Here is a 12,971-nt window from a genome sequence, read left to right as displayed (position 1 = left end):
ACTAATCTGTACCCTTTGTAAAGGACATTTTAAAAAAAGTTAGGCGGCATCAAGAAGATGGTTTCTGTATTCGACAGGAGTCATCTTCTTTAAATTCCACTGATATCTGTGCTGATTATAGTATTTCATATAGTCTTTAATTTCTTGTTTTAACTGTGTGAAAGATGTACAAGTTTTGATGTGTGCTTCATCTTTAAAGTGCCCGAAAAAAGATTCTTGTGGGGCATTATCCCAACAGTTTCCTCGCCTTGACATAGATTGTCCCAGCTTTAATTTTTTGACTAATTTTTGATAGGTAGGACTTGTGTAATGAGCACCTTGATCAGAATGAATATAGGCATCTTGCGTTAATCGTACCTTCTTATTCTTCTTTAGTTTGTGCAGCGTCGTCGTTGCGATATCTAAGGTAAGTCGTTCTGAAACATGATACGCCAAAACTTCATTCGTAGACCCGTCTAGAATAGTAGATAAATATCCTTTTTGATTCTTACCATAAAACAGGTATGTGATATCTGTAAGAAGTACCTTTCCCGGTACACCTTGCCTAAATTCGCGTTTTAATCGATTGGGTACCACGAAGTGTTCTTTCGTCGCTTTCAACATTTTTTTATAGGGATTTTCTCTACGAATAGGACAGATTATCCCATATTTTTTCATGATTCTACGGATGCGTTTCAAATTGTAGACAACTTGAAATTGACCCGCCAATGTCATTTTGATCTGACGAGCCCCCTTTTTTCGGTTTTTAAATCGAAATGCCTTTAATATAATCTCTTTCACTATTTCATCTTGATGTATTCTTTTCTCTCGCCGACTTTGAGAAATGGCTAAAAAATAATTATAGTATCCAGAACGTGAAACGCCTGCGACCTGACACAAATATCTCACCATATTTTTCAGGCGGTATTTTTCAATGATAGAACGAATTAATAGGTACTTTTGACTAGCGTGTAACGTTATTTCTTTCCCATCCTCCCTTCCATAAATTTGATCTTTTTTAACAGTTCATTTTCAGCTTTTAATAAGTTTCGTTCCGCTTCCAAACGTGCATATTTCTCCTCTAATGTAAGTTCTCTTTCTGACTTTCTTCCTGAGTTTTCCTTACGTGTGTCTCTTAAGCCCCATACACCGTTTTGCTTATAGGACGTACGCCATCTATTTCCTGATGACACAATACGTTGTAGACCGATGATATCTATATCAAAACCACATTCTTCAAAAATAATACGAGGTGGTTTACCCTGTTCATTTTCCTTAATAAAAATACGCTTGAATTCATCGGTATAGGTAATTCCTTTTTGGCTTACCGATTTTACGTATCGATTTTTTGATAATATTTGAATTTCCTTTTCTGTAAGCAATTTTTTCGTCATTTTGAAATTTCTCCGATTCTCATTTTTCTCTCATTATACAAGAAATACCCTATAGAATAGACTTTTTTTAAGTGTCTATTCTATAGGGTACAGTTTACACACAGCTCCCTCTTTTTTCAGGTAATTAAATATGCTCTCCATGATCCATAAACACTTGAATAGATTCACTTTGTGGTACGTCTTTTACATTAGTAAGACCAAAAGTAAAAACAGCGGATAACATCATCATTAATAAGATTGCTTTTTTCATTTTAGCGCCCTTCTTTCTATGCTCTTTTTGTCTGCATCTAAAGCAATGTGTAAATACTTGCTGGCTTTTTCGTGATTTTCTGAACCATAGAATATATTACCTAATAGATAAGCATATTCTTTTACCCAATCATATCAGCTCTTCTTTACTATCTAATAAAATCTAATTAACACGAAAATCACGTATATTTCTTGGGGGTAAATCAGTTTACTTGTTGTTTACTAGTTCCCTTATAAATATCCAATAATCAGGGTAAATTCAGACCTGAACCTAAATAGTCAGATTTATTTAAGTTTTCTGTATATAATTCGATGTAATGTGGTATATTTATAGTAAACTAAATTGAAAAGGGTGAATTGATGATTAAATTTATTTATTCTATTGCCTTTGCTCTCATATTATTTTTCGCAATGCGAAGTACACTTATACCTTATATAGCATCAAATGAAAGTATCATTGCAATTTTGGTTATTTTTACATTAATCATTATTAATAACTGGGTTATGGATTTAATAGATACAATAAATAACAAAAAGAAAACCGAACTAGATAAATAGTCTAGTTCGGTTTTCTTTTTATTATTTAACAAATTTTTGTACTTTAGTATCAGAATACAATCGCGTACCACCCTCACTTTTTGTAACAGTTACAGATTTTACATACTCATTTACCGCATCAAAATCCCTGTAATTATCAGTATAATATCTATAAAGCGAAGGTTGATTGAAGTACATTAGACCGCCTGCAACTGCTTTAGCTATAGCGGGATAAAGTCTACCAGGAAGATAACCGGAGAATGCACCCGTTAAAATTAAAGCAACATTGTAACTATCCCTATTTATTTTATTACTAGACTCTCTGGAACCAACATATTTCCAATTGAAACTTCCATCCGCTATTACTAATCCTTGAGAACTAGAGGGTTTCGCTTCTGTACCAGATACTTGTCTATCTACAACATTTCCTTTTTCATCATAAACAACACTTTCACTGTAGACAACATTATCTTCTAGATTTTGAGCAGCGATAATAGTAGGAATTGCCTGTGAGAAGTTTTCTGATGTAGTAGTATCATGATTAGTAGTAAGAGGGCTTGTTTGTGAGTTTGATTTCTCCACTGTTTGTGAATCAGCATGTGCGTAAGAATATAGTGGACTTAATAATAAAACCGAAGCTAATGCAGTTGTCGCAAGTTTCTTTTTCATAATTTAGACCATCCTTTTTATGTAATTTATACCATAAAAATTTCAAAAATATGGTATAAGGAAATTATTACATAAAACCGCGCAGAAATCTACATGTTAATAAAGAAAATTGACAAAATTCAGAAAAAATAATTAATTCATTTTGGATAACAACTTCTCTATTCCATTATTTTTTATAAGCATCTTGTTTTTTTAGGATATAAGGGTTCCATAGTGGGATTAATCATAGATATGTATCTGAACATAAAAACCCTATCCAATGGTAGACTTTAACATTTCAAAAGGTACACCTTATGAAACAATCTCTCCATCTCTTCCAAAGCACTTCATAAGGTGTACCACCATAATTTTGAAGCCCAAAATACAATTAAACAACGTGAATTCCATATTTATATGAGAACTCACGTTACTTCTTTTAAAATCCTTATCTCATTATTTATAAACATACATATCTTTACGGAGAAAACATCTAGCGAAATTATATATATCAATCAACTACAGAAAAACCCCTCCACCTTAAGGCAGAGGGGACTCTCCAATTCCTATTTCAAACTACCCGCAATCTCCGTAAAGATAACCCCAAGCGCATGTGCACCTGCATCAGGATATCCTAAGCTTCTTTCACCAACTGTACCGGCGCGGCCCATGCGAGCTACGATTTCTTTTGTGTACTCTGCTCCTTTAACCGCTGCTTCTGCTCCTTTTTCAAAGGCAGTTTTCATGTCTTCTTCGCTTGAAGCGCTAGCTAACCAAGAGTCTACACATGGAGCAAGTGCGTCAACTAGTGTTTTATCACCAACTACCGCTCCTCTGCCGAATGATCTTTCACCGATAGATTGTATGCCTTGCAGTGCTGCTTGCAACATTTCAGCGAATTCTTTCACTGTTAGCTCACGTTTTTCGCCTGCTGCTTTACTAGCTGCGCGGAATGCACCGCCCCAAATTGGACCAGATGCGCCGCCGCAATGTTCCATAATAATCATGGAACAACCGTCAAGGAATGATCCGATCGTTACGTTTTCTTGTTCTACAATCGAATGCCACTCACGTTTTAATTGCTTAAATCCTTTTGCTACACTCATTCCGAAGTCTCCATCACCAGCATGCGTGTCTAGCTCACAGAACGGTACTTCATTTTTAATAATAATATCGCTCATTTTATCAACGAGATAAATCATGTTGTTTAATGTGATGACATTCTCTTTAATCACAGCGTGCTCTTCCGCTGTTTCTAGTTCAAATGAAACTTCCTTCTCTTCTGTCTCTTCAAGTACATTTACATACTCAACACTTTCAACTGGCCCATCTACTTTAAACGCTGGTGTATTACACTCTTTTGATAGTAATGTTTTTAGCTCGTCATCTAGCTTCATCACTGTTAAAGACATACCAGCCATGTCGATACTCGTCATATAGTTGCCGACGAATACTCTATTAATTTTAATGTTTCTAGCAGCTAATTCTCTCGTAACTGCATTGTTAAATAGGTAAAGTTCTTGCAGTGGTGTTCCGCCAAAACCGTTAACTAGCAGTGCGATTTCCTCGCCGTCTTTTACTCCTAAATCTTTCATTAAATCATTTGTCATACGGTTCGCTAATTCATCTGCTGACAACATTTTTTCACGTTTAATTCCTGGTTCGCCGTGAATACCTACACCGTATTCCATTTCATCTTCCGCAAGTGTGAAAGTAGGTGATCCGCTCGCTGGAACTGTACAAGACGTTAACGCTAAACCGATTGTGCGCACGTTAGCCGCTGCTTTTTCTGCGACAGCTTTCACCGCTCCTAAATCCATACCTGCTTCCGCTGCTGCACCGGCAATTTTATGGACTAAAATAACGCCCGCAACACCGCGGCGTCCTACTGTGTACAGGCTATCTTCTACCGCGATATCATCGTCCACTTTTACGTAGTCGACTTCAATTCCATCTTCAGTTGCTAAATGCGCACCGTTTTTGAAATTCATAATATCGCCGCTGTAATTTTTAATAATTAATAACGTACCTTTTTTACTAGCTGTTTCTTTAATTGCTTGATATACCTGAATTTGCGAAGGTGACGCAAACACATCTCCGCATACTGCCGCATCTAACATTCCTTTTCCGACTAACCCTGCATGTGCCGGCTCATGACCACTACCGCCGCCACTAATTAACGTTACTTTATTTTCGTTCATTTCTTTCTTCTTAATGACTTTATATTTTTTCAAAAGCTCAAGCTCTGGATGAGCCATAACCATTCCGTTACACATTTCCATTACTAATGTTTCTGGTTTGTTTATAATCTTTTTCATTGTAGTTCTCCCTCAATTCCTTTAATATATTATGATATATTTGAAATCTTCTTCTTACTACTCATGTTAAAATGAAAGCGTTTTATAGTAAACGGACAAAATGGACAATCTGTCTAAAGACACCGCTCTCATTTATGGGTAGGATTTTCATATTACTAACATTCTAGGGATGATTCAGATGACCTCTTCTATAATTTCTAAAAAGATAATCGCGAACTCATTGAAACATTTAATGGAAACAGAGTCTTTTCATAAAATATCAGTGAGCGATATTATGTTACACTGTCAAATGCGTAGGCAAACTTTTTATTATCATTTTAAAGATAAATTTGAACTATTAAGCTGGATCTATAGAGAAGAAACGAAAGAAAACATTATTGACTTTCTCGACTATGAAACGTGGGAAAACATTTTTGATTTATTATTTGATTACTTTTATGAAAATCAAAAATTTTACCGAAATGCTTTTAAAGTCATTGAACAAAACTCGTTTAATCACTATTTATTTGAGCATACGAAAAACTTATATATGAAGATTATTGATGAATTATCTGTGAGCTGTGGATTCAGCCTTTCTGATGAGACAAAAAATACGATTGCCTCCTTTTATAGTCACGGCTTCGTTGGAACGATAAAAGATTGGATTGAAAGCAAGTGCGAAGTAGATCCTTCCATTATGTCTTCTCTCATGAAAAATATGATAAACAATCAATTACTACTATTACTGGAGCAATCAGCAAAGTAATTAAAGGGTGGCAAAAGCAATGAAAAAGATTATGAATGATGTACAAAATATCGTTCAAGATATGCTGCATGGCTTTTATTTTGAACATAACGACAAAGTAAATTATGACGAAACAAATAACATCATTTATGTAAAAGATATCGAAAAAATGAAGCAAGACGTCGCTATTATAAGTGGCGGTGGTAGCGGACATGAACCCGCTGATATTGGTTATGTAGGGAAAGGTATGCTTACAGCGGCAGTAAACGGCAGTATTTTCACTCCGCCTACAGTGGAACAAATTATTGCTGCAACTCGCCTCATGCCAAAAGATAAGAGTATTTTATTCATCATTAAAAACTTTAAAGATGACGTAGCTAACTTTTTAGTGGCTGAAAAAATTGCCAAAGAAGAAGGAAGAAAAATTGACCATATCATCGTAAATGACGACGTTTCAATTGAAGATGATGCTTCTTTTAATAAAAGAAGACGCGGCGTCGCTGGCACTGTTTTCGTTCAAAAAATACTTGGTGCGGCTGCTCTTGAAGGTCATTCTTTAGAAGAACTAACAACACTCGGCCGTTCTGTTACCGAGAACTTACACACATTAGGAGTCGCCCTGTCACCTGCCAACGATCCAGTGAAAGGACAAGCTTCATTCACATTAAACGAAGATGAAGTCTTTTACGGCGTCGGCATTCACGGAGAAAAAGGTTACCGCAAAGAAGCATTATCCTCTTCTGAAATATTAGCGATTGAACTAATGAACAAACTAAAAAGCATTTATCGCTGGCGAAAAGGTGACAACTTCGCCATCCTCATTAACGGACTAGGCGCAACTCCACTAATGGAACAATACATTTTTGCAAATGATATTCGTCGTTTATGTGAGCTGGAAGGATTACAGATTACATTCGTAAAAGTTGGTACGCTACTAACTTCTTTAGATATGAAGGGTGTTTCTTTAAGTTTACTTAAGGTAGAGGACTTGAACTGGGTGAAGTGGTTGAAAGAAAATACGGAAACTGCTAGTTGGTAATATAAATAAAAATAGGATGGCTTCAATTGGCCAGCCTATTTTTGTACGTAATTCAGCTATTTAAAAATTTTCGTCCTCAATATTACAGCAATTTTACATCAAAAATGTAAATCCTCATTTCCTTCGTATTTTCCTTTATTAAGCCTTTTTCTTATGAATAATTCTGCGACAATTAAATTGGGTACCCATGCTAACCAAGCAATAATAGCGTAACTAAGTTCAAACTGCTCTATTCCAAATAGAACGATAAACAAAGGTAGCCAAATTCTTAATGTAACTGCCGCAAAGGTTAAAGCATAATTTCTAATCATCCAATTCCGATGCTCTTTAATTTTTTTATTTTTAACTCTATGTAATGCTTGATATGCTGATGTTAACCAAAATACGGATAACAAACCGAAACCTAGCTTCGCTACCAATCCTCCCGTAGCATAAAAGGATAGGTATAGTCCAGAAACGCCGCCTAATAATATACCAACCATATAAATTCTCCCAGCTATTCGATGACGGTTGATATTCCTTTCTCTAAATTTAGTGGATAATGTAAACGGACCAATTACTAATGCTACTATACTAGTTGTAATATGTATAAATAGCATCATATACCAGAACGCACTTAATTTAGATCCAAACATAAGCTTCACTTTTACAAGCCCTGTTTGAAATCCATCCATAATAAAATATTGGACAACAATATAACTAGATACTAAAAGAGCAAAACAAGTAAATACAAACCAAATTTTCCTGTTCAAATTTCACTGCCTCCTTATTACATGAAGGAATTAGATTATACATTACTGTTCATTCTAGGGAAAAATAGAAAAGCCTTCTTTACTGATCTATTCAACACATTGTTTTTATAAACCGAATGACTTACATGCAGCGACGAATAAAATATATGATACAAGGCCCTTCTTCATACATAAAAACCCTCAAGTATGTCGTTCTATACTTGAGGTTTTTTTCATTTATTCTCTCTCGTCTCTCATTTTCTTAAATCAATAATTAGCTCATCTGTAATCTGCTCAAGATGGAAAAATCTTTTTATATAATGGATATCAGACCATTTTTCTTCTCCACCAATAATAAATAATTCTTGCGCATCATACATAAATGAAAAGCTTGGATAGAAACTGTCAGCCTTTATTTCAATCTCACCAGTACGATTACTGATAATCTTACAGTCTGCCGAATAGCTTACTAACGTATAGAGAGAATCTTGTGCTGATTGAAAGAAATACTTCATAAGTGTAGTTATATCATCACCATTGGTAATGCACACTTTAAAAAAGCTCGTATCCCTTTTCTTATTAGTAAAAACTAGCTCAAATTGAAGTTTATTCTCTTCTAAAAATCCTTCAATAAAGTCTCTACATAAATAAGTTTCAAATAACATATACATAGGAAATTTGTTATGTGTGCCCATAAATCCTTTAATGATTTCTTCGAATCCTGTATGCTGATTCCAATTCGTTCCCACTCCTATCATAATAGGGTGATTTAAATAAATAGGATACGGTGATAACCCTTCATCTTTTAACATATATACTCGTTTTTCATCTGTATGAAGAGCTGGTTTTGATTCTTTTAGTAAGTATTGAGATAATTGAACATGTAACACCTTTACACCTACCTATCATGTAATACATAAACTATATCTATTAAGTTAGAAAAAGAGAATGCGTCATTCACATTTTGCTGTGTTTGGGTGTGGAGAACGAGAATCATTTTATAAACGAGATCACACATCTCATTGGAGAATTACAAGTCTTCCAAACAAAGCTGGATAATAAATTAACATCGCTCCTACAAATGAACACACTAAACAAAAAATAGCCTCGTATTTTATGACTAGCGAAGAGTTCATATCAATCTTTTTTTCCTCTCTTTTCAATATCATTTTAAATAATGCTGTATATAATACATACCCAACAATCGTCCCGAGAGTATTCGTAAATAAATCATCAATATCTGTAATTCTATTATTTAGTAATTGATTTAACTCAATTGCCAATGAAAAAAAGAATCCCGCGCATACGGTGTTTTTCATTTTTCTAAATTGCGGCCAAATGGTCGGGAATAAAAAACCTAAAGGCATAAACAGTAAAATATTCAAAAGATACGTCGTACTACCTACCGTATCAAATAGAGTCAAATTAATTTGATTGACACGAATCCACGTTTCATATCTACTTATATCCCATACAGTCGCGATTTGCGTCACTTTATACACTAGCGAAAGGTAGAATAGAAAAACATATACCCATAAAAAATGCCGAATAGATATATTGTTTTTCGCTTTAAAATAACATCCAATTTGAAACACAATACAAAAAATTATAGTGAAAAAATACGTATACAAATAACTAATCAAAACTCCTGTATGCATGTGGAATCCCCTAACTTTACATTTTCATCTATTATTTTAGAACATAGTTTAAGAACCGGTACTTTGTTCATATATTTAATCTTCTACTTTGTCTTCGAATATCGGGAATATATTAAAAATAAACAATCCCCACTTCTTCATTTTCAGTCTCCTCCTTGATGTAACTTGTTTATAGGATAGGAAAAACTTTTAAAATAAAAAGTGGGGTAAATATAAAATTTTTCTTAAATCTTCACATGCAACCCTTGTAGTATTTTCATCAATGCAGTATGGAAGTCTGACAAGAGGAAAACAGTTAGCGTGAATGAAAAGGTACTTGCAATTTGTAATAAAATTTTAGAGTTGGATGCTTCTAATGAAATTGCTAGGGAAACTATTAAGGAACTAAATTAGAGGTTGTCCCAAAAGGTCGTTAAAAACGACCTTTTGGAGACAATTTCTTATATTTTACCTTTATATGGATAAAAACCCCAATCATAAATAGAAACCCCATTGTTTTTCTACTTATGATTGGGGTTTTTTCGCTTTTGATTGAGCTGTTGTTGTCCATTTCCGTAAATTATGGGCAACACAAATAAGACCCCATTCCAGTCGATTTTTGGAAAGGCCTCGTAAGGAAAAACGTTGGAAGAAACGATTGTATTTAATATGACCAAATACGGGTTCCACCTCTATTTTTCGCTTTCCATATAATTCTTTACCTTCTTTTGTATGTAAACGTTCGCGTACTTCTTTTCGCTGTTTTTGATTTTTGACAGAGACACTGATAGATTTTGTTTCTTTTCCTTTGGCACATGTTTCTTGAAATGGACAGTCTAAACATTCTGTACAACGATAGGTTCTTTTGATAGAAGTATAACCATTGCTTGTTTGTTGTTTGCTTTCATGTGAAAAAATAAGGCGTTTTTCATTTGCACAAATCCATTCATCTAGCTCTTCCTCATAAAACATATTTTCCACGCGACCTATTTGTTTCGCCCATGCCTTCGTTTGTTCTTTTTCAAACGTATTGTATTTCACATATGCTTTCATTTTTTTCTCTTCACAAAATGCATAGTTTTCTTCACTTCCATAACCAGAATCGGCAACTACATTTTGAGGCTTTACACGATTGTACTTCTCAAATATTTCAAAATGAGGAATCAAACAAGTTGTATCTCCCGCTTTTTGATGAATACTAAACCCTGTAATAAATTGATCCTCGGTTCCGATTTGTATATTGTACCCTGGTTTAAGTTGACCATTTTTCATGTGATCTTCTTTCATCCGCATAAAGGTCGCATCTGTATCTGTTTTTGAAAAGCTATTTCTTTCTTGAAATGTTTCTTTATGAGCTTCGTATTTTATTTTGCGTGGAAGAAGATCATTTTCTAACTGACGCTTTGCTTTTTTCATCGTTTTATTTTTCGGTTCATCTTGCAGGCGTTTTTCTAAGGTTTGAATGGTTTGTTTAATTTTTTCTGAAGTGACCGAACAGGTATCTTTCATTTGTTCTTCTTCTAATTCCGCTTTCTGATCGTCTTCACTTGCTTGTTCAATTGTCGCGACAATTTTTTGGTACTTCTCATCTAGTTTTTGATCATATTTTTCTGTGGATTTTTTCCATACAAACGTATATCGATTGGCATTTGCCTCGATTTTTGTTCCATCTAGAAAATAATCTTCGAGTTTGACAAGCCCTTCTTGTTTCAACAGGTCGATGAGAGAGAAGAAAGTTTCATAAATCACGTCTTTCATGCGCTCCGATCGAAAACGATTGATCGTACGAAAGTCTGGTGTTTTTTCATCAGAAAGCCACATGAAATGGATATTTTCATGGAGTTGTTCTTCAATTTTTCGAGAAGAATAGATTCCTTTTGCGTAGGCATATAATAAAATTTTCAACATCATTTTGGGGTGATAAGGTGGTCTGCCACCACCTGGATAACGTGATAAGAGGATAGAGAGATCCATCGCTTCTACAGTTGTATGAACCACACGTGAAAGATGATGTTCAGGAATATGAACCTCAACATCTAGTGGAAAAGTCAGTTGGTTTTTGTTATAATCTATAAACATAAGAGAATCGTTCCTTTCTTTTGATGATTTGGTTGTGGTGACTTAATTATATCAAAATGGACGATTCTTTTTTATATTTTCCGTAAAGAAAGAGGTTGCCCAAAAGTAGCTATTCAGCTACTTTTGGGACAACCTCTTCTTCATATTTCTTCCTTCTCATCCCTCATACTGTAATACCCCAAATTAACAATAACCAAGAAATACCCACCCATAATTCCAGCTGCAAATGTCCACATGTACTCACGGTGTTCAATTTCATACATAATAATCGCACCGAGTATGGCGGCTGCAAATCGATTCATCATGCCAAGCATCGGTGCTTTTTCTTTTTTTACGATGCTATTTCCAAACTTTTCGATACGCCTTCCTAAAATCCAGGCGCAGTACATACTAACTATAAGGCCAATGCTTATCCCTACAAACTGTGCTCGAAAAGGTGTCATCAGCCATCCTAGTAACATCACGCCTAGCAAACAATATATTTGTATGTTGAATGATCTTAATGCCATACGAATCATGTTATGCTCCTTACCTTTCCTATTACTCCCATCTTTCGGACTTCAAGCTTTCCGATATATCTTTTTTAAAATGAGGGAATTTGATTTTGCTCACCATTAAATAAGCAAGTACGCATGTGCCAAATGCCACGGAAGCTGGTTTATTTAAGAGACATAAAATGAGGAGACACATTGCCGCAAATGGAATGGGCATTCCGATAAATGTCGGGAGTTTGCTTTGTTGTGTATTAAATCTCGCAAGCCGAAGCATTCCGCAAATACTGTAAGCAAGCGCACATATCATCCCAATAGACTGCAAATCTTTTAACGCGACACTATAGGCAAGAATAGACGGTGCCACACCAAAAGTAACTAAATCCGCAAATGAGTCTAACTCTCCGCCAATTTCCGAAACAGCATCCAGTTTCCGAGCCACCATACCATCAAACAAATCAAATACCATACCTGTAATAATGAACATGACTGCACCGTACATATCGTGAACGAAAACAGCGTGAATAGCGAGAAGTCCGCATACAAAGTTTGCTATCGTCATCATATTTGGTATGTAACTCATCACACGCTTCTCCTCCTTTCTACTCATTACCTCATTCAAGTTCTTACTCATTACAATCAAGATCCTTCTGTTTTTCTTCCAATATCACCTTATTTATTTTCTTTAACGTATCCGTCATTTGTTCTAAAGCATTTATATCGATTTTAGAAAAATACTTCTCAATTAATACATCATCTAACTTAGACAACTGCTCCATATACTTACTACCGTTCGGACCAAGTGTAAGGAAATACTCCCTTTTATTATTAGGATTTACTTGTTTTGAAATCATCTTCTGCTTTTCCAATTTCGATAAAACTTGGCTCACAGCGCTTTTCGATATATTAAAAGTAGTCGCGATGTGATTCGCTGTCGTGTTTTCATTTAAATTAATATGAAATAGCATACTCTCTTGCTGTCCAGTAAGACCATACTCGTCCTTTAAATCTTGAAATAGTAAAATGTAAAATTCAGTGTAGGCTCGGTTCATTTCATTAATTATTTCTTTATACGTTCTAGTCATAGCACTCTTCCTCCATGCTGTTATTTCGGTTTTATTCAAATAGTTAAGTTTACTTAACTTAAC

13 protein-coding genes are annotated in these 12,971 nt (G+C 34.9%); 2 read left to right on the top strand and 11 right to left on the bottom strand.

What is annotated here, in order from left to right; genetic code table 11:
- Positions 1 to 39: 39 nt before the first annotated feature.
- The 4 genes from MKY00_RS05080 to dhaK form a co-directional block, all read right to left on the bottom strand.
- Positions 40 to 1,373 (bottom strand): IS3 family transposase gene (locus tag MKY00_RS05080; RefSeq protein WP_085966774.1). Its coding sequence is split into 2 segments (ribosomal slippage): positions 40 to 986 and positions 986 to 1,373, totalling 1,335 coding nucleotides; the frame shifts between segments, so codons are not numbered across the junction.
- 124 nt (positions 1,374 to 1,497) lie between these two features.
- Positions 1,498 to 1,623, bottom strand: coding sequence for a hypothetical protein (locus MKY00_RS05075; protein WP_000709204.1), 126 nt, complete (start codon positions 1,621 to 1,623; stop codon positions 1,498 to 1,500).
- 578 nt (positions 1,624 to 2,201) lie between these two features.
- Entirely contained in the window at positions 2,202 to 2,828 is a 627-nt protein-coding gene (locus MKY00_RS05065; protein ID WP_016716666.1) for a hypothetical protein, read from the bottom strand.
- Between the two features lie 542 nt (positions 2,829 to 3,370).
- The gene (dhaK, locus tag MKY00_RS05060) at positions 3,371 to 5,122 is read right to left on the bottom strand and encodes a dihydroxyacetone kinase subunit DhaK (protein WP_000720725.1); all 1,752 of its coding nucleotides are present in this window, start codon (positions 5,120 to 5,122) and stop codon (positions 3,371 to 3,373) included.
- Positions 5,123 to 5,300: 178 nt separating this feature from the next.
- Here dhaK and dhaS point away from each other — a divergent pair, with 178 nt between their 5' ends.
- Together dhaS and dhaQ are read left to right on the top strand one after the other, a co-directional pair.
- Positions 5,301 to 5,867 (top strand): dihydroxyacetone kinase transcriptional activator DhaS, encoded by a 567-nt coding sequence (dhaS, locus tag MKY00_RS05055; RefSeq protein ID WP_000204205.1) that lies wholly within the window; start codon positions 5,301 to 5,303, stop codon positions 5,865 to 5,867.
- A 19-nt stretch (positions 5,868 to 5,886) separates the two neighbouring features.
- Positions 5,887 to 6,885, top strand: a complete 999-nt coding sequence (dhaQ, locus tag MKY00_RS05050) for a DhaKLM operon coactivator DhaQ (RefSeq protein ID WP_016716665.1) — start codon at positions 5,887 to 5,889, stop codon at positions 6,883 to 6,885.
- 98 nt (positions 6,886 to 6,983) lie between these two features.
- Here the strand turns inward: dhaQ and MKY00_RS05045 are convergent, their stop codons facing one another.
- The 7 genes from MKY00_RS05045 to MKY00_RS05015 all read right to left on the bottom strand — a co-directional run bounded on the left by MKY00_RS05045 (position 6,984) and on the right by MKY00_RS05015 (position 12,908).
- Positions 6,984 to 7,637 carry a DUF2306 domain-containing protein gene (locus MKY00_RS05045; RefSeq protein ID WP_016716664.1) on the bottom strand — a complete coding sequence of 218 codons (654 nt, stop codon included), beginning with the start codon at positions 7,635 to 7,637 and terminating at the stop codon, positions 6,984 to 6,986.
- 233 nt (positions 7,638 to 7,870) lie between these two features.
- Complete coding sequence (locus tag MKY00_RS05040) at positions 7,871 to 8,506, bottom strand: hypothetical protein (RefSeq protein ID WP_016716663.1); 636 nt, start codon at positions 8,504 to 8,506, stop codon at positions 7,871 to 7,873.
- 129 nt (positions 8,507 to 8,635) lie between these two features.
- Positions 8,636 to 9,274 carry a VanZ family protein gene (locus tag MKY00_RS05035; RefSeq protein WP_016716662.1) on the bottom strand — a complete coding sequence of 213 codons (639 nt, stop codon included), beginning with the start codon at positions 9,272 to 9,274 and terminating at the stop codon, positions 8,636 to 8,638.
- 504 nt (positions 9,275 to 9,778) lie between these two features.
- Positions 9,779 to 11,332 (bottom strand): IS1182-like element ISBce1 family transposase, encoded by a 1,554-nt coding sequence (locus tag MKY00_RS05030; protein WP_341034591.1) that lies wholly within the window; start codon positions 11,330 to 11,332, stop codon positions 9,779 to 9,781.
- A gap of 140 nt (positions 11,333 to 11,472) precedes the next feature.
- Positions 11,473 to 11,850: an ATP synthase subunit I gene (locus MKY00_RS05025; protein ID WP_000620584.1), complete on the bottom strand. Its 378-nt coding sequence runs from the start codon at positions 11,848 to 11,850 to the stop codon at positions 11,473 to 11,475.
- Between the two features lie 22 nt (positions 11,851 to 11,872).
- Positions 11,873 to 12,457 (bottom strand): CDP-diacylglycerol--serine O-phosphatidyltransferase, encoded by a 585-nt coding sequence (gene pssA / locus MKY00_RS05020; RefSeq protein ID WP_016716658.1) that lies wholly within the window; start codon positions 12,455 to 12,457, stop codon positions 11,873 to 11,875.
- Positions 12,450 to 12,908, bottom strand: a complete 459-nt coding sequence (locus MKY00_RS05015; RefSeq protein ID WP_000198938.1) for a MarR family winged helix-turn-helix transcriptional regulator — start codon at positions 12,906 to 12,908, stop codon at positions 12,450 to 12,452. Before MKY00_RS05015 ends, pssA begins: the two co-directional genes overlap by 8 nt.
- Positions 12,909 to 12,971: the final 63 nt, after the last annotated feature.

The organism is Bacillus sp. FSL R9-9834, from assembly GCF_038006905.1.
GTDB lineage: Bacteria > Bacillota > Bacilli > Bacillales > Bacillaceae_G > Bacillus_A > Bacillus_A pacificus.
Note: the sequence above shows the minus strand (reverse complement) of the source record. Positions and strands in the feature narration are given on the sequence as shown.